The organism is Brachybacterium subflavum (assembly GCF_009299795.1).
GTDB lineage: Bacteria > Actinomycetota > Actinomycetes > Actinomycetales > Dermabacteraceae > Brachybacterium > Brachybacterium subflavum.
The window spans coordinates 591,535-617,052 of record NZ_VIGP01000003.1; the positions used below are offsets into that span (position 1 = coordinate 591,535).

At 72.3% G+C, this 25,518-nt stretch carries 23 protein-coding genes; 11 read left to right on the plus strand and 12 right to left on the minus strand.

The genetic code is table 11. The annotated features are described in order from the left end of the window. Positions 1-79: 79 nt before the first annotated feature. The 4 genes from FHG10_RS09755 to FHG10_RS09770 form a co-directional block, all read right to left on the minus strand. Positions 80-1,390, minus strand: a complete 1,311-nt coding sequence (locus tag FHG10_RS09755; protein ID WP_152353105.1) for an RNA polymerase sigma factor — start codon at positions 1,388-1,390, stop codon at positions 80-82. A 231-nt stretch (positions 1,391-1,621) separates the two neighbouring features. Further along, a complete protein-coding gene (locus FHG10_RS09760; RefSeq protein ID WP_152353106.1) occupies positions 1,622-2,029 on the minus strand; it encodes a universal stress protein in 408 nt (135 codons plus the stop codon). 103 nt (positions 2,030-2,132) lie between these two features. Then, complete coding sequence (gene metX, locus FHG10_RS09765) at positions 2,133-3,317, minus strand: homoserine O-acetyltransferase MetX (RefSeq protein WP_152353107.1); 1,185 nt, start codon at positions 3,315-3,317, stop codon at positions 2,133-2,135. Between the two features lie 84 nt (positions 3,318-3,401). Further along, positions 3,402-4,484, minus strand: a complete 1,083-nt coding sequence (locus FHG10_RS09770; RefSeq protein ID WP_152353108.1) for a hypothetical protein — start codon at positions 4,482-4,484, stop codon at positions 3,402-3,404. Positions 4,485-4,920: 436 nt separating this feature from the next. Here FHG10_RS09770 and FHG10_RS09775 point away from each other — a divergent pair, with 436 nt between their 5' ends. Continuing rightward, the gene (locus FHG10_RS09775) at positions 4,921-6,069 is read left to right on the plus strand and encodes a polyprenyl synthetase family protein (RefSeq protein ID WP_152353109.1); all 1,149 of its coding nucleotides are present in this window, start codon (positions 4,921-4,923) and stop codon (positions 6,067-6,069) included. Between the two features lie 101 nt (positions 6,070-6,170). Here FHG10_RS09775 and FHG10_RS09780 read toward each other — a convergent pair whose 3' ends face one another. Further along, positions 6,171-6,548 (minus strand): Rv2175c family DNA-binding protein, encoded by a 378-nt coding sequence (locus FHG10_RS09780; RefSeq protein WP_152353110.1) that lies wholly within the window; start codon positions 6,546-6,548, stop codon positions 6,171-6,173. A gap of 107 nt (positions 6,549-6,655) precedes the next feature. On the opposite strand from FHG10_RS09780, the gene pknB reads away from it, so the two are divergent. Continuing rightward, complete coding sequence (gene pknB, locus FHG10_RS09785) at positions 6,656-8,770, plus strand: Stk1 family PASTA domain-containing Ser/Thr kinase (RefSeq protein ID WP_227488158.1); 2,115 nt, start codon at positions 6,656-6,658, stop codon at positions 8,768-8,770. A 77-nt stretch (positions 8,771-8,847) separates the two neighbouring features. Here the strand turns inward: pknB and FHG10_RS09790 are convergent, their stop codons facing one another. Both FHG10_RS09790 and FHG10_RS09795 read right to left on the minus strand, forming a co-directional pair. Next, the gene (locus FHG10_RS09790; RefSeq protein ID WP_152353224.1) at positions 8,848-10,200 is read right to left on the minus strand and encodes a class II 3-deoxy-7-phosphoheptulonate synthase; all 1,353 of its coding nucleotides are present in this window, start codon (positions 10,198-10,200) and stop codon (positions 8,848-8,850) included. Between the two features lie 169 nt (positions 10,201-10,369). After that, positions 10,370-11,098 carry a lysophospholipid acyltransferase family protein gene (locus tag FHG10_RS09795; protein WP_152353112.1) on the minus strand — a complete coding sequence of 243 codons (729 nt, stop codon included), beginning with the start codon at positions 11,096-11,098 and terminating at the stop codon, positions 10,370-10,372. A 73-nt stretch (positions 11,099-11,171) separates the two neighbouring features. On the opposite strand from FHG10_RS09795, the gene FHG10_RS09800 reads away from it, so the two are divergent. Both FHG10_RS09800 and FHG10_RS09805 read left to right on the plus strand, forming a co-directional pair. Next, positions 11,172-11,948, plus strand: coding sequence for an alpha/beta hydrolase (locus FHG10_RS09800; RefSeq protein WP_152353113.1), 777 nt, complete (start codon positions 11,172-11,174; stop codon positions 11,946-11,948). Next, complete coding sequence (locus tag FHG10_RS09805; protein WP_152353114.1) at positions 11,945-12,409, plus strand: hypothetical protein; 465 nt, start codon at positions 11,945-11,947, stop codon at positions 12,407-12,409. The genes FHG10_RS09800 and FHG10_RS09805 overlap by 4 nt, the downstream gene beginning before the upstream one ends. A 16-nt stretch (positions 12,410-12,425) precedes the next feature. On the opposite strand, the gene FHG10_RS09810 is transcribed toward FHG10_RS09805, so the two are convergent. Further along, positions 12,426-13,370, minus strand: a complete 945-nt coding sequence (locus FHG10_RS09810) for an ROK family glucokinase (RefSeq protein ID WP_152353115.1) — start codon at positions 13,368-13,370, stop codon at positions 12,426-12,428. Positions 13,371-13,620: 250 nt separating this feature from the next. Here FHG10_RS09810 and FHG10_RS09815 point away from each other — a divergent pair, with 250 nt between their 5' ends. The 3 genes from FHG10_RS09815 to FHG10_RS09825 all read left to right on the plus strand — a co-directional run bounded on the left by FHG10_RS09815 (position 13,621) and on the right by FHG10_RS09825 (position 17,607). Then, positions 13,621-15,426, plus strand: coding sequence for an AMP-dependent synthetase/ligase (locus FHG10_RS09815; RefSeq protein WP_152353116.1), 1,806 nt, complete (start codon positions 13,621-13,623; stop codon positions 15,424-15,426). Positions 15,427-15,587: 161 nt separating this feature from the next. Beyond that, positions 15,588-17,276: a DEDD exonuclease domain-containing protein gene (locus FHG10_RS09820; protein ID WP_152353117.1), complete on the plus strand. Its 1,689-nt coding sequence runs from the start codon at positions 15,588-15,590 to the stop codon at positions 17,274-17,276. 49 nt (positions 17,277-17,325) lie between these two features. Further along, complete coding sequence (locus FHG10_RS09825) at positions 17,326-17,607, plus strand: Lrp/AsnC family transcriptional regulator (RefSeq protein WP_152353118.1); 282 nt, start codon at positions 17,326-17,328, stop codon at positions 17,605-17,607. A 34-nt stretch (positions 17,608-17,641) separates the two neighbouring features. On the opposite strand, the gene trpD is transcribed toward FHG10_RS09825, so the two are convergent. Further along, positions 17,642-18,742 (minus strand): anthranilate phosphoribosyltransferase, encoded by a 1,101-nt coding sequence (gene trpD, locus FHG10_RS09830; protein WP_152353119.1) that lies wholly within the window; start codon positions 18,740-18,742, stop codon positions 17,642-17,644. Positions 18,743-18,957: 215 nt separating this feature from the next. On the opposite strand from trpD, the gene ctaE reads away from it, so the two are divergent. From ctaE to qcrB, 4 genes are all read left to right on the plus strand, one after another. Then, complete coding sequence (gene ctaE / locus FHG10_RS09835) at positions 18,958-19,674, plus strand: aa3-type cytochrome oxidase subunit III (RefSeq protein WP_152353120.1); 717 nt, start codon at positions 18,958-18,960, stop codon at positions 19,672-19,674. Between the two features lie 68 nt (positions 19,675-19,742). Then, the gene (gene qcrC, locus FHG10_RS09840) at positions 19,743-20,543 is read left to right on the plus strand and encodes a cytochrome bc1 complex diheme cytochrome c subunit (protein WP_152353121.1); all 801 of its coding nucleotides are present in this window, start codon (positions 19,743-19,745) and stop codon (positions 20,541-20,543) included. After that, positions 20,540-21,610 carry a cytochrome bc1 complex Rieske iron-sulfur subunit gene (gene qcrA / locus FHG10_RS09845; protein WP_152353122.1) on the plus strand — a complete coding sequence of 357 codons (1,071 nt, stop codon included), beginning with the start codon at positions 20,540-20,542 and terminating at the stop codon, positions 21,608-21,610. The genes qcrC and qcrA overlap by 4 nt, the downstream gene beginning before the upstream one ends. Positions 21,611-21,614: 4 nt before the next feature. Next, a complete protein-coding gene (qcrB, locus tag FHG10_RS09850) occupies positions 21,615-23,297 on the plus strand; it encodes a cytochrome bc1 complex cytochrome b subunit (RefSeq protein ID WP_152353123.1) in 1,683 nt (560 codons plus the stop codon). A gap of 533 nt (positions 23,298-23,830) precedes the next feature. Here the strand turns inward: qcrB and FHG10_RS09855 are convergent. The 3 genes from FHG10_RS09855 to FHG10_RS09865 are packed head-to-tail and all read right to left on the minus strand — an operon-like array spanning position 23,831 to position 25,517. Next, positions 23,831-24,496 (minus strand): hypothetical protein, encoded by a 666-nt coding sequence (locus FHG10_RS09855; RefSeq protein ID WP_152353124.1) that lies wholly within the window; start codon positions 24,494-24,496, stop codon positions 23,831-23,833. Between the two features lie 11 nt (positions 24,497-24,507). After that, on the minus strand, positions 24,508-25,056 hold the full coding sequence (locus FHG10_RS09860; RefSeq protein WP_152353125.1) for a DUF6286 domain-containing protein: 549 nt from the start codon (positions 25,054-25,056) through the stop codon (positions 24,508-24,510). After that, positions 25,053-25,517: an Asp23/Gls24 family envelope stress response protein gene (locus tag FHG10_RS09865; protein WP_227488160.1), complete on the minus strand. Its 465-nt coding sequence runs from the start codon at positions 25,515-25,517 to the stop codon at positions 25,053-25,055. The genes FHG10_RS09860 and FHG10_RS09865 overlap by 4 nt, the downstream gene beginning before the upstream one ends. Between the last annotated feature and the right edge of the window lies 1 nt (position 25,518).

The window sequence follows — 25,518 nt, forward strand, 5'->3', positions numbered from 1 at the left end:
GTGCAGTGCCCGCGATGCGCACGACGGCCCGGCACCTGCGGGAGGTGCCGGGCCGTCGACCGATGAGGAGGGGGTCTCCTCAGTCGAGGTAGTCGCGCAGGACCTGCGAGCGCGAGGGGTGGCGGAGCTTGCTCATGGTCTTCGACTCGATCTGGCGGATCCGCTCTCGGGTCACGCCGTAGACCTTGCCGATCTCGTCGAGCGTCTTGGGCTGGCCGTCCTCGAGGCCGAAGCGCATGGAGACCACACCGGCCTCGCGCTCGGAGAGGGTGTCCAGCACCGAGTGGAGCTGCTCCTGGAGGAGGGTGAAGCTCACCGCGTCCGCGGGCACGATCGCCTCGGAGTCCTCGATCAGGTCCCCGAACTCGCTGTCGCCGTCCTCGCCGAGCGGGGTGTGCAGCGAGATGGGCTCGCGCCCGTACTTCTGGACCTCGACGACCTTCTCGGGGGTCATGTCGAGCTCCTTGGCGAGCTCCTCCGGGGTGGGCTCGCGACCGAGGTCCTGGAGCATCTGGCGCTGCACGCGGGCGAGCTTGTTGATGACCTCGACCATGTGCACGGGGATGCGGATCGTGCGCGCCTGGTCGGCCATGGCGCGGGTGATCGCCTGACGGATCCACCAGGTCGCGTAGGTCGAGAACTTGTAGCCCTTGGTGTAGTCGAACTTCTCGACCGCACGGATGAGGCCCAGGTTGCCCTCCTGGATGAGGTCCAGGAAGAGCATGCCGCGGCCGGTGTAGCGCTTGGCGAGGGACACCACCAGTCGCAGGTTCGCCTCGAGCAGGTGGTCCTTGGCGGCGCGGCCGTCCTCGACGATCATGCCGAGTTCGCGGCCCTTCTTGGTGCGCACGATGCTCTCGTCGCGCTTGAGGAGCTGCTCGGCGAAGAGGCCGGCCTCGATGCGCTCGGCCAGCTCGACCTCCTGGGCGGCGTTCAGCAGTGCGACCTTGCCGATCTGCTTGAGGTAGTCCTTGACCGGGTCCGCGGTGGCCCCGGCGGTGACGACCTGCTGGGCCGGGGAGTCGTCCTCGGAGGAGTCGATGACCAGGCCGCCGGACTCCTCGTCCGACTTCTGGTTCGCCTTGTGGACGCCCTTGGGGTCCTTCTCCTCGGCCTCCTCGCCCTCCTCGGGCGCCTGCTCGTCCTCCGCGGTCGCCTCGAGGTCCTCCTCGACCACGGCCTCCTTCGCCTTCGAGGCCGCCTTCTTCTTGCCGGCGGTGGTGCCGGCGGCGCTCTTGGCGGCCGTCTTCTTCGCGGTCGTCTTCTTGGCGGGGGCCTTCTTGGTGGACTTCGCGGACGAGGTCGTCGCCTTCTCCTTCACGGGCGCGGCGTCCTTCGCGTCATCGGTCACGGCGGTCTTGTCGTCGACGGTGGTGTGCGAAGCAGTCACTGAGTTCCTTCTTCCGCCGGTCCTTCGCAGGGCCGGACCGGTGTTTCGCGGGCGAACGATGGTGCACGGGCCGATGCACCACCCGACCCGAAGAATACCTGCGTGAGGGCGCACGAAGGGGCGGTGCCGTCAAGCCTCGGGGAGTGCAACGACTCCCCCTCGGGATCTATTCCCGTGTGACGGAGGTCTCCGCCCCGGGGTGCGTTCCGCGGAGCCCGGGGGCTCCGTGTCTCAGGCGGCGATCGCGTCGGCGTGCTTCACGGCGAGCACGGGGCACGGGCTCTCGAGGACCACGCGCCGCGCGGACGCCCCGAGATTGAGCTTCCCGATGCGGGACTTCCTCCGCAGCCCGATCACGATCATCCGGGAGCCGGACTCCTGGACGACCTGCAGCAGGAAGTCGCCCACGTCGAGATCCTCGCCCGTGCGCACCTCGACCTCCGGCGGCTCGGCGATGCCCAGGGCGTCGATCGCGGCCTCGACGGTCGCCGCGTCGGCGACGGCCCGTCCCGCCTCGGGGTCGTGGTACGCATGGGAGGCGACGACGAGGGTGTCACCGCACCGCTTCGCCTCCCGGGCCGCGGCGGCGAGCGCCGCATCCCCCTGGGCTGACGGGGAGTATCCGACGACGACGCTCATGGAGCACCCGGACCCTTCTGTCGGGACGTCCTGGCCGGTGGGCCCGCCTCTGCGGTCCTGCCTGCCGGCCGCGGGACGCCGATGGCGTGGCTGGCACTGGAGCCTAACCCTCCAGGAGGTCGCCGATCCACTCGCGCAGCGAGGGGTGGGGCAGCAGGAACCCGTCGTGGCCCTGCGGGCTGTCGATCACGTGGTGGTGCACGTCGGGGATCTCCTGGGCGGCCTCGGCCACGAGCTCCGGCGGGAAGAGGCGATCGCTCGAGATCGCGACCAGGAGGGTCCGCGCCTGCACGCGGTGCAGGGCGGCGGCGGTGCCACCCCGACCGCGGCCCACGTCGTGCGTGCTCATGGATTCGGCGAGGCGCACGTAGGAGTTCGCGTCGAAGCGGCGGGCGAGCTTGTCCGCGTGGTGGTCGAGGTAGCTCGTCACCTGATGGCGGCCCCCGTCGAGCACGTCCTCCTCCCCCTGGGACCGGTTGGAGAAGCGCTCCTCGAACTCGGTGCCGGTGCGATAGGTGATGTGGGCGATGCGGCGTGCTGCGCCCAGTCCCTGATGGGGGCCCTCGCCGTCGGAGCAGTCGTAGTAGTCGCCGTCGTGGAAGCCGGCGTCGGCGCGGATCGCGGCGATCTGGGCGCTGTTCCAGGCGATCTGATCGGCGCTCGCCCTGGCCGAGGAGGCGATCACGGCCAGACGCTCCACCTGCTCGGGCGCGCTCACCGCCCACTCGAGAGCGCGCATGCCGCCCATGGAGCCGCCGATCACGAGCGCCCACTTCTCGATGCCGAGCTGCGTGGCCAGGAGCTTCTCCGCGGAGACCTGGTCGCGCATGGTGACCCGCGGGAAGCGGGCGCCCCAGGGGCGCCCGTCGGGGGCGGCGGTGCTGGGGCCCGTGGTGCCCTGGCAGCCGCCCAGGGCGTTGGGAGCGACGACGTAGAAGCGGTCGGTGTCCAGGGCGCGGCCGGGACCCACGAGATCGCTCCACCAGCCGGCCGTCGCGTGGGAGGGCCCGGCCTCGCCGATCACGTGGGAGTCGCCGGTGAGCGCGTGGAGCACGAGCACCGCGTTGGAACCGTCGGGGGCGAGCTCGCCCCAGGTCTCGAAGGCCAGCTCGACGTGGTCGAGGCGCTCGCCGGATTCGAGCTCGAGCGCGCCGACCCGGGCGAAGCGACGGTGCCCCGGTCCGTGCTCGGGCCGCCAGGCGCCGGACGCCGGGACCTCGGGACCGGAGCCATGGGCCCGCGCTCGTGCCGGAGCGGCCGACGTGCTCGGGACGGTCGAGGCGGTCATGCGATGAGCCCTCCAGGGGTCTGGGTGGTCGGGTTCCGCGCTCTCGCCCGCCGTCGTCCGCCCGGTGACGGACCCGGAACCGCCTCAGGCGGTCGCGGGTCTCCAGGCGGGGCGGACCCTGGCGCGGGCGATCTGCAGTAGGAAGAGTGCCAGAACCTCGTCCTCTCCGCGCATCTCGATCTCCTGGGCGAGATCGTCAGCGGTCGCGAAGCGGTGGTTCCACCAGGACAGGACGACGAGCGTCGTCCCCAGTGCGACCCAGGCCTCGGCACTCGCCCCGACCATCGGCGCCCTCCCGGTCCCCTCGCATGCCATTCGCATCTCATGCAGCACCTCGAACCATTCCCCACCTGCACAGATGCGGGATTCGGGTCGAAGCGAGGGGTCGGCGGCGAGCCGCGCGACGAGCCGCACCAGCCCGTCGATCCCGCCGTCGCCCCCGTCCTCCTCGAGGCCCGCGAGGACGTGCAGGAGCGAGAGCGCGGCGTCGGGCGCGGCGAGCAGGTCGCGCATCCCGGCGAGCGGTTCACAGTGCGACATCGAGAGGTCGGCGGCCGTGCCCCGCGGGCGCGCCCGCCGCAGCGCCGCCGGCAGCGAATGCCAGCGCGCGGAGGTCTCGAAAGCCCCGGGGCGGCCCCCGGGCACGCCCTCCTCGGAGTCGAGGCCCCGCAGGACGTCCCCGAGCTGCCGCAGCCCGCGCTCGGCGGCGGGGTCGTCCTCGGGAACCCGACGCCCGGCGTGGATCTCCTGGACGCCCACGAGGGTGTCGCGAGGGGGCGTCAGCGGTGCGGGCCACTGCTGGAGGCGCAGGGAGAAGGTGCCGTCCTCCTCCGGCGCGAGGGAGAAGGAGTCCGCGCATCCGCCCGAGACCACCCAGGCCTCGGGCACGTCGAACCCGTCCGGCCCGCACAGCGCCGCCGCGCGCACCACCTCCAGGGCGACCCTCCGGGCGTCATCGGCACGGGACTGCTCGACGGCCTCCCACCCGTCCCCCGCGAGCACGAGCACGAAGGCGCCGTCGCAGCCCGCCCGGTCCAGGAGCGCGAGATGGCGCGGCAGGTCCACGCCTCCCGGGCCGTCGCCCACGTCGCGCAGGGCGACACGGGTGGCCAGGGGCGAGAGACGGCGGCCGCTGTGCCCGATCATCACCAGGCAGTCGCGCGGCACGCAGCCGAGCGTCACGCGCGCCTCGGCGAGGAGCTCGGAGGGATCGTCCGCCCGCAGGGTGCGCGGGGCAGATTCCCGAGGGGGCGATTCCCGCCCGACCGGACGGGACCGCGGGGCCGCCCGTTCCCGCGGAAACGGTCCGTCCGTCGCGCACGGCGAGGGAGGCGTCCTCAAGCCCTCCGCAGGCGAGCCTGACGAGGAGTCGGAGGGGAGGCCGTGCGCGGGGGATGTGCTCATGTCTCCGAGGCTCCCTCTCCGCCGCCTCCACGACCACGCCCCGGAACGGATTGGGGACAAGTGGGCGCTGGGGAGGACCGATGTGCGACACCCGGGAGGCCCAGCGCCGGCTCGAGGCGGCTCGGCGCCGGAGGGAGCGCGGTCCTCCCGCCTGCGGACATGGGAGGATCAGGACGTCCCGCCGAAGGAGCAGCCCCTGATGACCAGTTCCGATCTTCCGTCCGCCCCGAGCGAGCTCGACGCGCGCTTCCATGAGGTGCTGCAGCAGGTGCTGACCGGTGAGCTCGATGCGCGACGCGCCCAGCTCGCGGCGATCGCCCCGGAGGCCTCCGGGCTCGTGGACTCGCTGCGCGCCTTCCTCGTCGGAGGCAAGCTGCTGCGCCCGCGCCTGTGCTTCGGCGCGGCGCGCGCGTGCTCGACGTCGGCCGAGGACCCGGACGAGCTGCTCGCCCTGGCTCGCCTCGGCGGCGCGATCGAGCTGCTGCAGGCTGCCGCCCTGCTGCACGACGACCTCATCGACCGCTCCCCCACCCGGCGCGGCCGACCCGCCGTGCACGTGGAGATGGCGGAGCTGCATCGCGCCGAGGGACTGCGCGGCGAGGCCGACCGCTTCGGGGGTGCCGTCGCGATCATCCTCGGTGATCTCGCGCTCAGCTGGGCGCGCGACCTGGCCGATGCCGACGCCCTCCCCGGGGCCCAGGCGCGCATGCGGGACGCCCGCGCCCAGTTCTCCTCGCTCGCGACAGAGGTCATGACAGGCCAGTTCCTCGACGTCCTGCACCAGGAGGGCGGGTTCCGCTCCCCCGGTGACGACGAGGCTGCGGCCCTCGCCGTGATCCGCTGGAAGACGGTCTCCTACTCCGTGCGGCGCCCGGTGCTCATGGGAGCCGCGCAGCAGGGGGCGGACGATGCGGTGCGCGAGCAGCTCGATGCCTGGTCGGAGGCGATCGGCACGGCCTTCCAGCTGCGCGACGACCTGCTCAGCGTGGTCGGGGACGAGCATTCGACGGGAAAGCCCACCGGCGGCGACGTCCGCGAGGGCAAGCGCACAGTCCTCCTGGCGCGCACGCGCGCGAACGCGGCGGCCCGCGAGGATGCGCGGGGGCTCGACCTGCTGGACAGGGCGGTGGGCCGTGAGGATGCCGACGACGACGCGATCGACGCCGTCCGCGACCTCATGCACGCCACCGGCGCGGTCTCCTCCGTCGCCGCGGACATCCGCACGCTCTCGGCGCGGGCCGAGGCCGTGCTCGCCGGCGCTCCCGGCCTCGAGGCGGAGGGGCGCGAGGGCCTCGCACGGCTCGGCCGCGCGGCGACCGACCTCAGCGGTCTCGACGTCGACCGCTAGGCGGGAGCGCGGGCCGACGCGCTGGGCATATCCGCGCCGCGCACATCCGCGCCCCGCACTGCGGGCCCCGGGCACCCACGGCTGGGCGCATCACCGACGGATCAGAACCCGAGCGCCTGGGCGCGGCGGCGGACCTCTCCGCGCCGCCCCGCGCGCAGCTCGTCGATGGGCCGACCGGGCAGGGAGTCGTCCGGGGTGAAGAGCCAGCGCAGCAGCTCCTCGTCCTCGAAGCCGGCGTCGCGGAGAACGGTGATGGTGCCCGCGACGTACGGCGTGAGCTCACCGTCCTTGATGAGCTCGGAGGGCACGCAGCGGACCTTCGGCGTGCCACGGCGGATCTCCACGAGGGAGCCGTCGTCGACCATGCGCCGCACGGCCGACACCGCGACGCCGAGCTCCTCGGCAGCGTCGGGCAGCGGCAGCCAGCTGCCGATCAGATCATCCAGGGAGGTCTCGGGGGTCTCGTGCTGTGCGCTCACCCCTCAAGGGTGCCACGCCCCGCAGGTTCCCGCCGACAGCCTGAGCGGTTCCTGAGTGCTCGTGTCGTTGCGGGACGGCGCGCACGTGCGGCCGTACAGTGAGCCTCGTGAGCGCGCCTGCCACTTCCCCTGACACCGGCGTGCTCCTCGACGACCGCTATGCCGTCGAGGAGCTGATCGCCCGCGGCGGTATGGCCACGGTCTATCGCGGACATGACGAACGTCTGGACCGCACCGTGGCCCTCAAGATCATGCATCCGCACCTCGCCGTCGACGAGCAGTTCCGTCGCCGCTTCGCCCGCGAGGCCCGCAGTGCGGCCAGACTCGCCCATCCGCACGTGGTCGGGGTGTTCGACCAGGGTGAGGACGACGACCGCATCTACCTCTCGATGGAGCTCATCGAGGGCGGGACGCTGCGCAGCCGCATCACCGACGCCGGGCGGCTCACCGTCCGCGAGGCCCTCGAGGACACCGAGCAGATCCTCGAGGCCCTGGATGCCGCGCACACCGCGGGCATCGTGCACCGCGACATCAAGCCCGAGAACATCCTGCTCGCCCCCGGCGGCTCCGTGAAGGTCGCCGACTTCGGGCTGGCCCGCGCCATCGGCACCGCGAACTCGTCGGCCAGCAGCACGCTGCTGGGGACGGTCGCCTACATCAGCCCCGAGGTCGTCACCCGCGGGCACTGCGATGCGCGCAGCGACCTGTACTCGCTGGGCGTGGTCCTCTACGAGATGCTCACCGGGATCCAGCCGTACACCGGAGAGCAGGCGGTGCACGTCGCCTTCCAGCACGTGCACGAGGACATGCCCGCACCGTCGGCCCGCGTCTCGACCGTCCCCCGCGAGGTGGACTCCCTCGTGACCTGGGCGTGCGCCCGCGATCCACAGCACCGGCCCCGGGGGGCGGGCGATCTGCTCGCGGGCGTCCGCGACCTCCTGCGGACCCTGCCCGCCGCCGTGCTCGACGCCGCGCCCTCCGAGCTGCACGACGTCGACACCCAGGATGTGCCGCGCCTGACCGCGCACCTGGACGACGTCGACCTCGCCGGTGAGGCCGCCGCGCGCGCCTTCCCGCTCGCCGTCCGCCTCGGCGCCGACGACGCGCCGGATGACGGCGAGGACGACGAGAACGGGAGCGCCGAGAGCGGACCGGCCCGCATCGACGAGCCGGATGCCGCCGGAGCCGGGGGCGCCGCCCCCGCCGACACCGCCTCCCCCGCACAGGACGACGCGTCCTCCGCGGAGGACGCCGGAGCCTCGTCCCGCGAGGTGGCCCTGCCCGCGGTGCGCCCGCGACGCGGCCGGCATCTCGCCCGCCCGCTGCGCGGCACCTCGCGCGGCCTGCGCGCGGCGGCCGTGCTCGCCGTCGTCGGCTCGCTCGCTGCGGGCGGAGCGAGCGCAGGTCACTGGTACCTGCACGAGGGGCCCGGCGGCGATCGCACCGTCCCCGCCCTCGCGGGCACCGACCTCGATGCGGCAGACGCCTCCCTCACCTCGCAGGACCTCGAGACGGCGACGAGCGAGGCCTTCAGCGACTCCGTGCCCGCCGGGCACGTGATCTCCTCGACCCCCGCGGCGGGGACCCTCCTCAAGAGGGACGAGAGCGTGAAGCTCGTCGTCTCCAAGGGGGTCGAGACGTTCCCCGTCCCCACGGTCACCGGGAAGAGCCTCGAGGACGCGAAGAAGGCGGTCGAGGACCAGGGGCTCACTCTCGTCCAGGACGACGGCGAGTACTCCGAGAAGGTGCCCTCCGGCCAGGTGATCTCCCAGTCGGCGGCCCAGGACGCCCTCCCCGAGGGCGGCGAGGTGCACGTGGTCGTCTCCAAGGGCCGCGTGCCGATCTCGATCCCGGACCAGACCGGGCGCAGCGAGGACCAGGCGCGCAGCGCCCTCGAGGACGCAGGCTTCACCGTGACCACGTCCACGAAGCACTCGGACGTCGCCAAGGGCAAGGTCGCCTCCCAGTCGCCCGCCGACGGCAGCGGGCACCGCGGGGACACGGTGCAGCTCGTGATCTCCTCCGGGCCGGAGATGGTGAAGGTCCCGAACGTCTTCAACAAGAGCGAGAAGGACGCGAAGGCGGCCCTGACGAAGGCAGGCTTCACGCCCAAGGTCCAGTACGACCGCGGCGCGCCCGTGCTGGGCACCGTCTACGCGCAGTCGACCAACGGCGGCGAGAAGGCCGCGAAGGGCTCGACCATCACGATCTCGGTGTTCTGAGACGCCAGGAGGGCCGACGGTTCCCCGTCGGCCCTCCTGCCGCGTCGTTCAGCGACGCCCGTCGCGGTCCGTGGGCCTCAGCGGACGTCCTGGCCGAGCATCTCAGCGACGAGGAAGGCGAGCTCGAGGGACTGCTGGTGGTTCAGCCGCGGGTCGACGAGCGTCTCGTAGCGGCGCTCGAGGCCGGCCTCGTCGATGTGCCCGGTGCCGCCGAGCACCTCGGTGACGTCGTCGCCGGTGAGCTCCATGTGCAGGCCCGCCGGGACCGTGCCCAGCGCCCGGTGGACCTCGAAGAACCCGCGGACCTCCTCGAGGATGTCCTCGAAGCGCCGCGTCTTGTAGCCGTTGGACGAGGTGATCGTATTCCCGTGCATCGGATCGGTGACCCAGGCCGGGGTGGCGCCCGCGTCGCGCACGCCCTCGACGAGGCCGGGCAGCACGTCGCGGATCTTCCCCGCGCCCATCCGGGAGATGAACGTGATGCGCCCCGGTTCGCGCTCGGGGTCGAGGGTGTCGATGAGGCGCAGAGCGTCGTCCACGGTCGAGCTCGGGCCGAGCTTGACGCCGATGGGGTTGCGCAGGCGCGACATGAACTCGACGTGCGCGCCGTCGAGCTGACGGGTGCGCTCGCCGATCCACAGGAAGTGGCCCGAGCAGCCGTAGATCTCGCCGGTGCGGGAGTCGATGCGGCTCATCGCCTCCTCGTAGTCCAGCAGCAGCGCCTCGTGCGAGGCGTAGTACTCGACGCTCTGCAGGGCCTCGAAGTCGGCCCCGATGGCCTCCATGAAGCGCACGGCCTTGTCGATCTCGCGGGCGATCTGCTCGTAGCGGTCGTAGCCGGGGCCGCGGACGAAGCCCTGGTTCCAGCTGTGCACCTCGCGCAGGTCCGCGAAGCCGCCGGTGGTGAAGGCCCGCATGAGGTTCAGGCTCTGGGCGCTCGTGGTGTACATCTCCCACAGGCGCTGCGGATCGGGGCGGCGCGCCTCGGGGGTGAACTCGAAGCCGTTGACGGCGTCGCCGCGGTAGGTGGGCAGGGTGAGGCCGTCGCGGGTCTCCATGTCCGACGAACGGGGCTTGGCGAACTGGCCTGCCATCCGCCCCATCTTGATCACCGGCACGGACGCGCCGTAGGTCAGGACGGCCGCCATCTGCAGGATCGTGCGGATCTTGGCGCGGATGCGATCCGCCGTGGAGTCCGCGAAGGTCTCGGCGCAGTCACCGCCCTGCAGCAGGAACGCCTCCCCGCGCGCGGCGTCGGCCAGGCGGGAGCGGAGCACGTCGACCTCACCGGCGAAGACGAGCGGCGGGGCCGCGCGGAGCCGGTCGAAGACGGCTGCGCGCTCGCCCTCGTCGGGCCACGACGGCTGCTGCACCCGGGGATACTCGCGCCAGGTCCCGAGCGCGGCGAGCTCCTCGCTCGTCGAGGACAGGGAGAAGGCGTGGGCGCGGGCCGGGGTGTGGTGGGTCGTGGAGGTCACCGGGTCACCCTACCGAGAACCGTGACCACCGCGCGCGGGCGCCCGTGCGCGACGGTCCGTCGCGCCGATCGCACACCGGCGGTGCAGGAGCGGCGGGGCCGGTCGACCCCGTCCGATGCGGTCAGCGGGACGCGCGCGTCGTCCGCGGAGCGGCCTCCCCGCGCGCGAGCGCGGCCTTGACGTCTGCCGCATACGTGTCGACGTAGTCCTGTCCCGTCAGCTGCTGGACGTGCAGCATGAGCAGGTCGGTGAGGGTGCGCGCGGCCTGCGGGTCCGCGCGGGCCGCCTCGAGGTCGCCGAGCACCTGCGCAGGATCGATCGGAGCGCCGACGAGCACCTCGATGCGCGGGCGCCGGCGCGGGACGATCCGTCGGCCGCGCTGCGCCTCGAAGCTGCCGAGCATGCCGATCGGCACCAGCGGCGCACCGGTCGCGATCGCGAGGCGCGCCGCGCCCGTCTTCCCGCGGTGCAGTCGTCCGTCGGGACTGCGCGTCCCCTCGGGGTAGATGCCCAGCAGCCCGCCGGAGCGCAGGACGCGCAGGCCCGCCTCGATCGCGCCCTCCGAGGCGCTCCCCCCGGTGCGGTCCACGGGCATCACGCCGAGGGATCGCATGAGGCGCCCGAAGGCACGGGACGCCGGGGAGGTGCCGGAGAAGAAATCGGACTTCGCCAGGAAGTGCACGGTGCGCCGCACCTGGGCCGGCATGAAGACGGTGTCGGCGCCCGAGAGGTGGCTGCTGGCGAGGATCGCGGGGCCCTCGTCCGGGATGTGCTGGGTGCCCGAGATGCGCGGCGCGTAGACCACGCGCAGCACGGCGGCCACCACGGGCTTCGCGACCTCGTAGAGCATCGGCGGTGTCCTCGTCGATCGTTCTGTGCTGGGGCGGACCCCATCGGAGCGGGGCAGGTGGGACCATGGGCGCATGGCCTTCAGCGAGCTGTCCCTGCCGTGGCGGAGCGCGCCCCACTCTAACCCGGCGGGCGGTCTCCTCCTCTGCCACGGATTCACCGGGACCCCGCACGCCGTGCGCCCCTGGGCCGAGGACCACGCCGCCCACGGCTGGGATGTGCGCACTCCCCTGCTGCCCGGGCACGGCAGCACCTGGCAGGAGATGTCTGCCTCCTCCTGGGAGGACTGGTACGGGACCGTGCGGGAGAGCGCGCTCGAGCTGCAGCGCGAGCACGGCACGATCGCCGTGGGCGGCATCTCCATGGGCGGGACGCTCGCCGCCGCGCTCGCCGAGGACCCTGCCCTCGCCCCGCGGATCGGCGCACTGGTGCTGGTCAATGCCGCGATGGTCGACTCCCCCGTGTGGGCGCTCGCCCCCGCGCTGTCCCGCGTCGTCCCCTCGATCGGGGCGATCGCCGGGGACATCCGGCGCGAGGGCGTGATCGAGGAGGCCTATGACCGCACGCCTCTTCGCGCCGTCGGCCAGCTCCGCACCCTGGTGCGCCGCACCCGCGCGGGCCTGGGCACGATCACCACTCCGACCCTGGTCGCGGTGTCTCCGCAGGACCGCACCGTCCCCCCGCGCTCGAGCGACGTGATCGCATCCCGGATCGCGGGTCCCCTCGAGAGGATGACGCTGGGGGCGAGCGGACACCTCGCGACCCTTGACCATGATGCCCCGGAGCTGTTCGCGCGCTCCCGCGCCCACCTCGAGCGCTGCCTGTCGACGAGCCCGCAGGAGGACCGATGAGCACGCCGAGCACGCCGGCACCGGACCCCGAGGAGACGGGCGACGGGAGCGGTCGCCGCGACTTCGACGAGGAGTTCGCGCGGATCCTGGACGCCGAGGGGATCGCCCCGGAGGGCTCGGAGGCGCCGAAGGCCCCGGAGGCATCGGATCCCTCGGCGCCCTCCTCGTCGCAACCCGGCCCCGGGCCGGGGCCGGCCGGCGCCGACGCCGCCGAGGACGAGGTGCTGCTCGGGGACTTCGAGCCCCCGGATCCCGACCTGCCGCAGGCCTCGGACTCCGCCGTGTGGTCGTGGACCGCGCTCCTCGGAGGCGTGCTGCTCGCGCTGCTCGCCGCCGTGCTCGACTCGATCCCGACATGGGTGGGCGCGCTCGGCGGCATCGCCGCCGTCGGCGGCCTCGTGGCGCTGATCGCGCGCATCCCGCCGGACCGCTCCGACCCCACCGACGGCGCCCAGGTCTGAGAGCGCAGGAGCCGCCTCAGGCGTCCTGGCGGGCGAGGTCGGCGGCGCCGATCATCCCGGCATGATTCCCGGTGCGGGCGACGGCGAAGCGGGCGAGGGGCCGGTGCCCGCGGGCGACGAGCTCGGACGCGTAGGACTCCCGCGCGGGGTCCAGCAGCAGGTCCCCCGCGCTGCCGACCCCGCCTCCGACGACGAAGATCTCGGGATCGAGGACGGCGCTCAGGCTCGCCGCCCCGTAGCCCAGCCAGTGCCCGAGCTCGGACAGCAGCGCGACCGCCCCCTCGTCGCCCTCCTGGGCGGCATGGGTGACCATCGGACCGTCGATCGCGGACGCGTCCCCTCCCGCGCGCTCGAGCAGCGGGGCGTAGAGCGGCTCCGAGGAGACGGCGCGGGCCCGGGCGGCGCGCACGAGCGCCGTGCCCGAGGTGTACTGCTCGAGGCAGCCGCGGCGTCCGCAGCCGCACCACTGTCCCTCCGGCACGAGGTTCATGTGCGCGACCTCGCCCGCGAAGCCGCCGCTGCCGCGCACCAGGCGGCCGTCGAGGACCAGCGCCCCGCCGAGCCCCGTGCCCACGGTGAGCATGAGCATGTCGGAGGCCTCCTGGGCGGCTCCGAAGCGGAACTCCGCCCAGCCCGCGGCGTTGGCGTCGTTCTCGACGACGACGGGGAGGTCGATCCGCCCCTCGATGTCGTCGGCGATCGCGGCGTCGCGCCAGGCCAGGTTCGCGGCGAACACGATCGTGCGGCGGTCGGCGCCCACGAAGCCGGCCGCGCCGATGCCGACGCCGGCGACCTCGTGGTCCGCGCTCAGCTCGCGCACCGCGTCCACGACCGCGGACTGGATGAGGTCCTGGTCCGTGGCCGGGGTGTCGCGGCGGGTGCTCGCGACGATGCGTCCCTCCTCGTCCACGACGCCTGCGGCGATCTTGGTTCCGCCGATGTCGACGCCGATCGAGTGCATGGGACCCCTTCCGGTCTGTGCGCCGTGCGCGAGGAGCGCGATGCGCATCATGGTTGCTGCGCGTGTCGTCGGGGCGCCGCGGGAAGCGGCCCCGCGCTCCGCCGCGCGCGCCCATCGTACGGTCCCGTCTGCCGTAGGATGCAGGCCAGACCAGGTCCCGAGAGCGCCGGCGACGCGGCCGATGCGCAGATGGGTCCGCCGACGAGAACGTCCGGGACCGCCCCACGGGGTCCCGATCGAAGGAGCCTCCGTGAAGCAGTACGGCACCCCGGCCAATCACCGCAGCCGCGAGGACGAGAACACCACGGATCTGCTGCTGGAGCGCCACGCTCGCCACTCCGGCACCCCGATCTTCGAGCTGCGCGAGGGCGATGGGCCCTTCCGTCCGCTCTCCTCCACCGATTTCCTGCTGCAGGTGCAGGCACTGGCCAAGGGCTTCATCGCTGCGGGGGTGAAGCCGGGCGACGTCGTCGCGATCATGGCCCGCACGAGCTTCGACTGGGTGCTCGTGGATTGGGCGCTGTGGTTCTCCGGTGCCGTCTCCGTCGCGATCTACGAGACCTCCTCCCCCTCGCAGGTGCAGTGGATCGCGAGCGACTCCGGGGCGCGCTTCGCGGTCGTCGAGTCCTCCCGCCACCGCGAGGACCTCGAGTCGGTGCGGGGCGAGCTGCCGGACCTGGAGAAGATCTGGGTGATCGACGACGGCGACCTCACGACGATCGCCGACGGCGGCTCGGGAGTCAGCGACGCGGACCTCGAGGAGCGCAGGACATCGCGGCGCCTGGCCGACGTCGCGACGCTCATCTACACCTCGGGCACGACGGGACGTCCCAAGGGTGTCGAGCTCACGCACGGCAACTTCGTGGACACGGCGCGCAGCGCCGTCGACTTCCTGGGGGACGAGGTGCTGCCGTCGGCATCCCGAGCCCTCATGTTCCTCCCCCTCGCGCACGTCTTCGCGCGGCTCCTGCACGTCACCCAGACTCTCGCGGGGGCGACCACCGCCTTCACCCCGGACACCAAGAACCTGCTGCCGGACCTCGCCGCCTTCCGGCCCACCTTCCTGCTGGCCGTGCCTCGGGTCTTCGAGAAGGTCTACAACGGCGCCGAGCAGAAGGCGATCACAGGGGGCAAGGGGAAGATCTTCGCCGCTGGCGCCGACACCGCGGTGGCCTATTCGAAGGCGCTGAGCGCGGGCCGGGTGCCTCTCGCACTGCGCGCGAAGCACACGCTCTTCGACCTCGTGCTGTACCGGACGCTGCGGGGGGCCATGGGCGGACACGTGCGCTGGTCCGTCTCCGGCGGCGCACCGCTGGGCGACCGTCTCGCGCACTTCTTCCGCGGCATCGGCGTGACGATCCTCGAGGGGTACGGGCTCACCGAGACCACGGCGCCCGTGGCCGTGAACCTGCCCTGGGACGTCAAGCCGGGCACCGTCGGCCCGCCGCTGCCCGGAGGGACCGTCGCGATCGCCGACAACGGCGAGCTGCTCGTGAAGGGGGTCATGGTCTTCCGCGGCTACCACGGGAACCCCGAGGCGACCCGTGCCGCTTTCGAGGACGGCTGGTTCCGCACCGGCGACCTCGCCTCCCTGGACGACGACGGCTCGATCACGATCATCGGCCGCACCAAGGAGCTGCTGGTCACCGCCGGCGGGAAGAACGTCTCCCCCGCCCCGCTCGAGGACGCACTGCGCGCGCATCCGCTCATCAGCCAGTGCATCGTCGTGGGCGACCAGAAGCCGTTCGTCGCCGCGATCCTCACGCTCGACGAGGAGATGCTGCCCACCTGGCTGAAGAACCAGGGCCTGCCCGAGATGACGATCGCCGAGGCCGCGAAGGACGACACCGTCCGCGCGGCTCTGCAGGAGGCGGTCGACGCCGCGAACACCTCGGTGTCCCGCGCCGAGTCGATCCGCGTCTTCGAGGTGATCGACACCGACTTCACCGAGGAGAACGGCTACCTCACCCCGTCCCTCAAGCTCAAGCGCAACGTCGTCACCAAGGACTACGCGGACCTCATCGAGACCATCTACTCCCGCCCGAAGAAGAGCTGAGGCCAGGGATACGTCGGCCGTCAGCCGTCGGCCGACGGCCTTCGGCCGCCGTCCGGTCCCGGCCACGGCCCGGAGCAGGTCGGGGCGCGGGCCCCGCACCCCGCCGCTCCCCTGACGGAGGCGCCGCCCCGGATGTCCGCCCCTCGTCCTAGTCTTCGACCATGACCGCTCCCCTGCGCTCCGGCCGCCGCCGGCAGCTGAGCTTCGCCGATCTCGGCACTCCGCTCGAGGAGGCCGAGATGGTGGTCGTGGACCTCGAGACCACGGGCACCGATCCGTCGCAGGACGCGATCACGGAGATCGGCGCGGTCAAGGTGCGCGGCGGGGAGGTGCTCGGCGAGTTCCGCAGCTTCGTGGACCCCCAGCGCCCGATCCCCGCCTACATCGCCTCCCTCACCGGCATCTCGGACGCGACCGTGCGCGGGGCGCCGCGCATCGAGGCGGTGCTCCCGATGTTCCTGGACTTCGCGCACGACGCGGTGCTGGTCGCCCACAACGCCCGCTTCGACGTCGGCTTCCTGCGCTCCCAGGCGGCTCGGCTCGAGATCACCTGGCCCTCCCCTCCCGTCCTGGACACCCTGGCCCTCGCTCGCAGCGTCTTCAAGCGCGACGAGGTGCGCGACCACAAGCTCGGCACTCTCGCCGCGCACGTGGGAGCCCAGGTGACGCCGGACCACAGGGCCCTGTCCGACGCGCGCGCCACGGTCGACGTGCTGCACGCGATCATCGCCCGACTGGGCGATCGCGGAGCGCGCACGGTCGAGGACCTCGCCTCGGCCCATCGGAAGGTCTCTCCCGCCCAGGCCCGCAAGCGCCACCTCGCCGACACCGTGCCGCCGGTGCCGGGCGTCTACCAGTTCGTCGACCGCGAGGGCGGTGTGCTGTACGTCGGCACCTCGCACGACCTCCGCTCGCGGGTGCGCACCTACTTCAGCGCCTCGGAGACCCGCCGCCGCGTCCTCGACGTGCTGCCGCGGCTCCACGAGATCCGCACCATCGAGTGCGCCTCCCGTCTGGAGGCGTCCGTGCGCGAGCTGCGGATCATCGCTCGCGAGCAGCCGCCCGCCAACCGCCAGGGCCTGAAGCCGGAGAAGGCGCTCTGGCTGCGCCTGGGCCCGGGGGCCGACGGTCTGCGCGCGGCCCGCATCGCACGGAGCGAGGACGACGGCTCGGCGCAGATCGGTCCGCTGCGCTCGCGCCATGACGTGGAGCCGCTGCGCGCCCTGCTCACGGACGCGGTGATGGGCCGCGGCGCCTCCCTCGAGGGCGCGGGCGGCTCCGGCGCGACCGGAGCGGGGCGTCGCCTGGATCCCGAGCCCCATGCACGGATCCGACGGGCGATGCTCGAGGACCCCGCACCGGTGATCCAGCACGCCGCGGCGCGGATGCGCGCGCACGTCGGAGCGCATCGCTTCGAGGACGCCGCGAGGATCAAGGGGCAGGCCGAGGCCTTCCTCGCCGCTGCCCGGCGCGCCCAGCAGCTGCGCGCGCTCGCGGCCTGCCCGATGCTCGTCGCCGCGCGACCCGCCGAGGCGCGCCGCCATCCCGCCGGCGCATGGGAGCTGCTGGCGGTGCGCGCGGGTCGCCATGCGGGCACCGCGATCGTGCCCCGCGGGGCGGATCCGGTGCCGGTTGCGCGCGAGCTCGCGCGGCGCGGCGCCGGGATCCCCCTCGACGAGCTCCCTTCGGGGCCGCTGTGCCACGGCCATCATCAGGAGTCCGAGCTGCTGCTCCACTGGCTCGAGGGCGAGGGGATGCGCATCGTCGCCGTCGAGGGGACCTGGGCGGTGCCCCTGCGCGCCCGGTTCGATCCGCAGACGCTGCAGGCGGCCTTCACGACCGCCGACTAGGCTGGGCACGCACCCGTGCAGAGACCCGGCCGACACCCTGGAGGACAGCATGATCACCGCGATCGTCTCGATCATCGCCCGCAGCGACCGCATCCCAGAGGCCGCCCAGGAGATCACCGCCGTCCCCGGCGTCGACCACGTCTACTCGGTCACGGGCGACGTGGATCTCATCGCGATCGTGCGCGTGCGCGAGCACGAGGACCTCGCCGGCGTCATCGCCGACCGCATCAGCAAGATCGACGGCGTCGTGGACACCTCCACGAACATCGCCTTCCGCACCTACTCCAGCCAGGACCTCGAGGTCGCCTTCGACCTCGGCTCCGACGGCTGAGGCCGCCCGCCGCCGGTCTGCGTCCCGAGCTGCGCTACCGCTTCTCGCCGACCAGGCGCTGCGTGGTCTGCGCCCAGGCCTCGAGCAGTCGGGCAGGAGCTCCGGAGTCGAGCACGGCGCTGGCCTCCTCGAAGGCCCGTCCGAAGCGGTCCTCGAAGGTCGCGTGCTCACCCGCGGTCGCGGATCCCGCGCCAATGCCGTCGTGCGCGAGCAGTCCGGCGGCGGCGTTGAGGAGCACCGCGTCCCGCACGGCTGCAGTCCCCTCCCCCGCGTAGAGGTCGCGAGCCACCTGAGCGTTCTCCTCGGCGGAGCCGCCGCGCAGGGCCTCGGCCCCATGACGGGGGATGCCGAGCAGCGCCTCCGGATCCAGCACGTGCTCGTGAACGCCCCCGCCTCGCACCTCCCAGACGTCCGAGGGCGCCCCCACGGTCAGCTCGTCGAGGCCGTCCTGGCCGCGGAACACCAGTGCGCTCGTGCCGCGCCCTGCGAAGACCCCGGCCACGACCGGCGCCATCACGGAGCTCGCGACGCCGACCGCGCTCGCCAGGGGCTTCCCGGGGTTCGTGATCGGGCCGAGCACGTTGAACACCGTCGGGATGCCGAGTCCCTTGCGCGCCTCCGCACCGAACCGCATCGAGGGGTGGAAGACCTGCGCGAAGAGGAACGCGATCCCGAGCTCGTCGAGCAGCTGCGCGGAGCGCTCGGCCGGCAGGTCGAGCCGGACGCCGAGGGCGTCGAGCACGTCGGCCGATCCCGATCGGGAGGTCGAGGCGCGGTTGCCGTGCTTGACCACGCGCCGCCCGCTCGCGGCGATGATCACGGAGGCCATCGTGGAGATGTTCACCGTATGGGCGAGGTCCCCTCCGGTGCCGACGATGTCGACCGCCCGACGGTCCACGTCGAGCTCCCGCGCGTGCGCGACCATCGTGTCCGCCAGCGCCCCGAGCTCGACGCTCGTCACGCCCTTCGACTCGAGCGCGACCAGGAAGCCGGCGAGCTGGACCGCGGACGCGTTGCCGGACATGACCTCGTCCATCGCCCAGGCCGCCTGCGCGGCGTCGAGATCCTCGTGGCGGACCAGTCGGGCGGTCAGGGACGCCCAGGTCGGGGAGGGCGCGGATGCGGTGGCGGACATGTGCCGATCATCCCATCCCGGGCGCGCTCGTGCGCATGCGCCCGGATGTCAGGATCCCCAGCTGAGAGGCCCTCGCCACAGAGCGTGTCCAGGTTCGTGACAGCGTGTCGTGAGGGTTATGCTGGCGGGGTCCGTCAGGGCCTCGCGCCCCAGCGGTTCCCCAGGTCGGCCGTGTACCCGGGGCATCGAATCTGACGACACGGCATAATGGTGACGTGACTACTGCGACTCTGCCCCAGCGCACAGGCCCTGCCCCCGCAGTCGGCCGCCCGAACTCCACGCAGATCGGCACGCTCGTCTGGCTCTCCAGCGAGCTGATGTTCTTCGCCGGCCTCTTCGCGATGTACTTCACTCTGCACGCGATGGTCCCGGAGACGTTCGTCGCGGGCGAGGAGCACTTCACCCACGACTTCGCGATCGCCAACACGATCATCCTGGTGCTGAGCTCCGTGACCTGCCAGATCGGCGTCATGGCCGCCGAGGGCGTGCTGCCGTGGGCCAAGGGCGAGTCCCGCAAGGGGCGCACCGGCTCGATCTTCAACATCGCCGGGTGGGGCGTCATCGAGTGGTACACCCTGACCTTCCTCATGGGCGCGATCTTCGTATCCGGGCAGGCCTTCGAGTACACCGAGCTGGCCGAGGCCGGCGTCTCCCTCAGCAGCTCGCCCTTCGGCTCCGTCTTCTACCTCGCCACCGGCTTCCACGGCCTCCACGTGATCGGCGGCCTCATCGCGTTCCTGTTCGTCCTCGCCCGGGCGTTCTCCGCGAACGAGTTCACCCAGCACGAGAAGATCAGCGCCATCTGCATCTCCTACTACTGGCACTTCGTGGACGTGGTCTGGATCGGACTGTTCTTCGTCGTGTACCTGATGGACCCGCTGCTCAACGGCACGGTCCCGTGGAACTTCGAGTTCTTCTCCTCCCTCTTCTGATCCTCCGGATCCCCCGGCCCCGGGGGTCCCTTCCCGCCCGCCCCGCACACCGAAACGAGGTCCTCATCGTGAAGGCACTCGCAGCGCGTCGACACCATCCGCTGGCGTTCGTCGCGATCCTGCTGCTCGCGCTCGTCGCGACCGGCGGCCTGTACGCCGCGTTCCAGCCGCGCAGCGCCCAGGCCGAGTCGTACACCCAGGACGACGTCGACAAAGGCGAAGATCTGTTCCTGGCCAACTGCGCCAGCTGCCACGGCACCAACGCGCAGGGCATGCAGGACGACTCGGGCAACACGCTCGGCCCGTCGCTGATCGGCGTCGGCGCCGCCGCGGTCGACTTCCAGGTCGGCACCGGCCGCATGCCGATGCAGAACTCCGGTGCGCAGGCATGGCGCAAGCCCCCGCAGATGAACGACGAGCAGACTCGTCAGCTCGCGGCCTACGTCGCCTCCCTCGGCCCCGGCCCGTCGGTCCCCGACGAGGAGGCTCTCGACTCGAAGGACGCCGACCTCGAGAACGGCGGCAACATCTTCCGCGTGAACTGCGCCATGTGCCACAACGCGGCCGGCGCCGGCGGCGCCCTGACCCGCGGCAAGTTCGCGCCGTCGCTCAGCGGCGTCGAGTCGAAGCACATCTACGAGGCCATGGAGACCGGCCCGCAGAACATGCCCGTCTTCAACGACGACAACATCTCCGCCTCCGACAAGCGCGACGTCGTCGCCTACCTCAAGGCACTCGATGAGCAGGGCTCCCCCGGCGGCATCTCGCTGGGCTCCTTCGGTCCCGTGACCGAGGGCCTGTACGCCTGGACCATCGTGCTCTCCCTCCTCGTCGGCTGCGCCGTGTGGCTGGGGGCGAAGGCGAAGTGAGCGACCACGTGAACGAGAACCGCGAGTCGGAGGCACGGTCCTCCTCGGTGAGCACGATCGCCCCCAAGGAGGGCGGCGGCTTCCCCAACCCCGGGCTGCCTCCCCACGTCCACCGCCAGGCCGACGAGAACCCGCGGGCCGCGAAGCGCGCCGAGCGCATGGTCGCCGCGATGTTCGTGCTCTCCGTCCTGGGCACCGTCCTGTTCGTCGCCAGCTACTTCATCTTCACGCCGCTGGGGACGAACCTGCTGGGCACGCCGGGCACGCTGCACGCGGTGCACTGGTCCAACCTGTTCACCGGCCTCGGCCTCGCGATCGCCGTGTTCTTCATCGGCGCGGCCGCAGTGCACTGGGCCAAGACCCTCATGCCCGATGAGGAATGGGTCGAGGAGCGTCACCACATCGAGGGCTCGGACGAGACCCGCGAGGTCGCGGCGTCCATCATCACCGACGGCCTCGAGGAGTCCGGCGTCGGCCGTCGCCCCGTGATCGTGACGGCCATGGTCGCCGCGCTCACCGCCCTGCCGATCGCGGTGCTCGCGCCGCTGTCGACCTTCGGCCCCCTCCCGGGCAACAAGCTGCACCACACGTTCTGGAAGAAGGGTCTGCGGATCACCCGCGACACCGACGGGACGCCGGTGAAGGCCTCCGAGGTCGCCATGAACTCGATCTTCCACGTCATGCCCGAGGGCCTGACCGAGGACATGGAGGACTACCTCGAGCAGCGCGCGAAGGCGGCTGCCGTGCTCATCCGCATCGACCCTGCGCTGGGCCAGAACCAGGACAGCCTGGACCACGGGTACCAGGGCATCCTCGCCTTCTCGAAGATCTGCACCCATGTGGGCTGCCCGGTCGCGCTGTACGAGCAGCAGACGCATCACATGCTGTGCCCGTGCCACCAGTCGACGTTCGACGTCACCGACGGCGCGAAGGTGATCTTCGGCCCCGCGCACCGCCCGCTCCCGCAGCTCCCCATCGAAGTCGACGCCGAGGGCTACCTCGTCGCCGGCGGCGACTTCCCCGAGCCCATCGGTCCCAGCTTCTGGAACCTGCACAAGGACAAGTGATCTGATGGCGACCACGACTCCCACCCGTCCTCGCACGGAGGCCCCCGCGGACTCCGGCTCCGAGGGCCGCATGCTCAAGCTCGGCGCCGTCGGCGGCGACTGGCTGGACCGCCGCGTCTCCGGCGCGGGCCTGGTCCGGTTCCTCGGGCGCAAGGTCTTCCCGGACCACTGGTCCTTCATGTTCGGCGAGGTCGCGCTCTACAGCTTCGTGATCCTGCTGATCTCGGGCACCTACCTCACGATGTTCTTCGTCCCCTCGATGGACGAGGTCGTCTACAACGGCATCTACGCGCCCCTGCAGGGTGCCCACGTGTCGAAGGCCTACGAGTCCACGCTGCACATCTCGTTCGAGGTCAAGGGCGGGCTGCTGTTCCGGCAGATGCACCACTGGTCCTGCCTCGTGTTCATGGTCGCGATCTTCGTGCACATGTTCCGCGTGTTCTTCACCGGCGCGTTCCGCAAGCCCCGCGAGCTCAACTGGCTCGTCGGCTTCGCCCTCATGGTCCTGGGCATGGTCGCCGGCTTCACCGGCTACTCCCTCCCGGACGACGTCCTCTCGGGCAACGGCCTGCGCGTGGTCGACGGCCTCATGAAGGGCATCCCGATCGTCGGCACCTACATCTCGATGCTGCTGTTCGGCGGGGAGTTCCCCGGGCACGACATCATCCCGAGGTTCTTCACGATCCACATCCTGCTGGTCCCCGCGGCCATCCTGGGTCTGATCGCGATCCATATGGTGATGCTGGTGCTGCACAAGCACACGCAGTACCCCGGCCCGGGCCGCACCGAGCGCAACGTCGTCGGCTTCCCGGTGTTCCCGGTGTATGCGGCGAAGGCCGGCGGCTTCTTCTTCCTGGTGTTCGGCATCATCACGCTGATCTCGGCCACCACGGCGATCAACTCGATCTGGGTCTACGGGCCGTACGACCCCTCCCCCGTCTCGGCCGGCTCGCAGCCCGACTGGTACATGCTCTGGACGGACGGCGGTCTGCGCCTCATCCCGGGCTGGGAGTTCACCGTCTTCGGCTACACGGTGTCGCTGAACATCCTGCTTCCGATGGTGGTCTACGGCGGTCTGCTGGCGTTCCTCGCCCTCTACCCGTTCATCGAGTCGTGGGTGACGGGCGACGACCGCGAGCACCACCTCCTGGATCTGCCGTACAACGCCCCGGTCCGCACCGGCATCGGCGTCGCCTGGATCACCGAGTACCTGATCCTCGCGATGGCCGCCACGAACGACCTCATCGCGGTGAAGCTCCACCTCTCGATCAACGACCTGACGTGGACGTTCCGCATCGCGTTCTTCCTGGCACCGGTGATCGTCTTCTACATCACCAAGCGCCTGTGCCTGGCGATGCAGCGCCAGAAGCGGGACCTCGCCCTGCACGGCGAGGAGACCTCCAAGGTGGTCCGCATGGAGAACGGCGAGATGATCGAGATCCACGAGCCGCTCAACGAGTTCGACCGCTGGGTCCTGGTCCAGCACGACGACTACCGTCCGCTCAAGGCGGGCAAGGGCGTCTCGTCCCTGCGCGCCGCGGCCACCTCGTTCTTCTTCAAGGACCAGCTGGCCCCGGTCACCCCGACCGAGCTCCGGGAGGCCCTCGAGCACGCCGGCCACGAGCGCCACAAGATCGACGAGCTCACCGGCGGCGACTACCGCACTCCGGACGTGCGTTCCCACTGACGCATGAGCTCCCCGACGTGAGAGGGCCCGGACGGCATCGCCGTCCGGGCCCTTTCGCGTCCCGGCTGCGCCGCTCCCCCAGGGCCCGTCGCTTCCCTGGACCCTGTCCGCTTCCCGGGCCCTGCCGCTCCCCGGCGTGATCATCGGGCCCCTCGGCCGGGCCGCGCACGCAGTCCCCCACGTCGGACGTCGACCCGACCGCCGACTTCGCGTGCCGTCCCCGGCGCCCATGGCGTTCCGGGCCCGTCCTCGTCCCGGCGTCGCCCCGCGTCCGCGCGCTGCGCGGTGCGCGCTCGCGCAGCGCTGCGCAGACGGCCTCGCGACATGCAGGGGTGCACAGCCGACGGCGTGGCGACGGGCACCGCCCGGCGCCGCCCCCACCGAACGCTTCCACTCCTCGCTCCGCGCCCCTGCAGGAGCACGACAAGGGCCCCATCCGTCTCCCTGCCGGAGCAGGGAGGCGGACGGGGCCCTGGGGACATGATCCCGCTGTCGGGCCGGCGCACCGCCGAGGGGGCTCGCGCCGACGACGCTCAGGGAGCGGGGACGGGGGCGCCCTCCCCCATCGTGCCGGGGCCGCCGGTGGCGGTCGCCGGCCCCTCGTCGACCCTGGTCCTCGTGGACGAGGCCGCCGAGCGCAGCGCCAGGAGCAGGTCCACGTGGCGAGGCGCTGCGCCGAGCACGGTGGCGACGTCATCGGCGAGCAGCCGGCGCGCGCCTGCGACGACCCATGCCGTCTCAGCGTCCTGGCTCGTGCTCACCGAAGCCTGCACCCACGGCGCCGACGTCGCGCCGGTCACCTGGACGGATGCGTCGAGGACGCCGGGGATGCCCTCGACGTGCTCCGCGAGCGCCCGCTCGAGCACGGACGGCGCGAGGGTCCCCAGGGGCCTGCTGCCCTCGGCGGTGATCCTCAGCGGGACGGCGGGAGCCCTCCGAGGCACCTGGAGCACGAGCAGCCAGATCCCGACGATCACGGCGAGCACCGCGAGGACGCAGGCGAGGGGGAGGATCCACGTGTGGTGGGCCTCCGCGAGAGTGGCAGGCGTGGAATCCCCGTGCGGGAGCACGGCGTCGGCACCCGGCCAGCGCCCGGCCAGGTGCAGACGACCGGCAGCGAGCCAGAGGCCCGCGAGAAGGGCGATGATGCCCGCAAGGACGAGCAGGAGCCTGTTGCGGACTCCGGAGACGGAACGCATGCGTCCTCCTCTCAGTCGATCCGACGCATCCGCACGCGGATGCTCGGCATGGTGTCGGGGCGGAGCTCGGCGACGGCGGCCTGCGCGGCGTCGCGCACGCCGGACTCGACGGGTCCGACCTCGTCGACGACGGTGCGGGCGCGGACCGTGACCGTGCGCCGGCCGACGTCGACCTGGGTGCTCTGCACGCCGTCGACCTTCTCGGTGCGGGCGCGCACCCGGTTCGCCAGGTCACGGCGGGAGATCACGGTGCTGCCGGGGACGTCGTCCTCGAGCAGGTGCATGCGTGATCGGCCACCGGGGAGGATCGCGGCGAGGACCATGAGCAGGCCCAGGACCGCGAGCACGCAGCCGGTGACGAGGACCGGGGTCGAGTCGAGTCGCAGGGCTCCGAGGTCGGCGACCGCGGAGGATGCCGATGAGGGCCACGCGCCGTCGATCACGAGAGCGCCGAGCGTCCAGACACCGAACCCTCCCAGGACGAGCAGGACCACGGCGAGGAGCACGACGGGGGTCGTGCGGGAGGGCCGACGGTCGAGGCGGCGAGGTGTCGTCATCATCGCAGGGCCCTCCTCGTGGTCTCAGGATTCAGCCAGGAGATCTCGACGTCCATGCGCCCGACCTCGAGGCCCGTCAGGGTGCTCACCGTGCGCTCCACGTGGGAGCGCAGCTGCGCGAGCACGTCGCCCAGCGGAGCGGGGAAGGCGACGCCGACGTCGAGGCGCAGCACGGCAGTGCGGCCGTACAGATCGCAGTGGACGGAGGGCCTGGTGCCGAAGTCACGGCGGGCGCCCACGCCCAGCACTCCCCCGGCCGATGAGCCGATGTGCGGGACCTCGCTCGCGGCCTGCTCCGCGATCCGCGCGACGACGCGTGCGGGCACCGTGGTGGTGCCGCGGGACTCCACGGGTCGTCCGGCGGCGCCGGAGGCCGCCCCGGGTGCGATCGGCGGATCACCCGCCCGTCCGTCCTGCGACCAGAGGTCCGTTCCCGATGTGGTCGCCTCCTGCACGGACGCCACG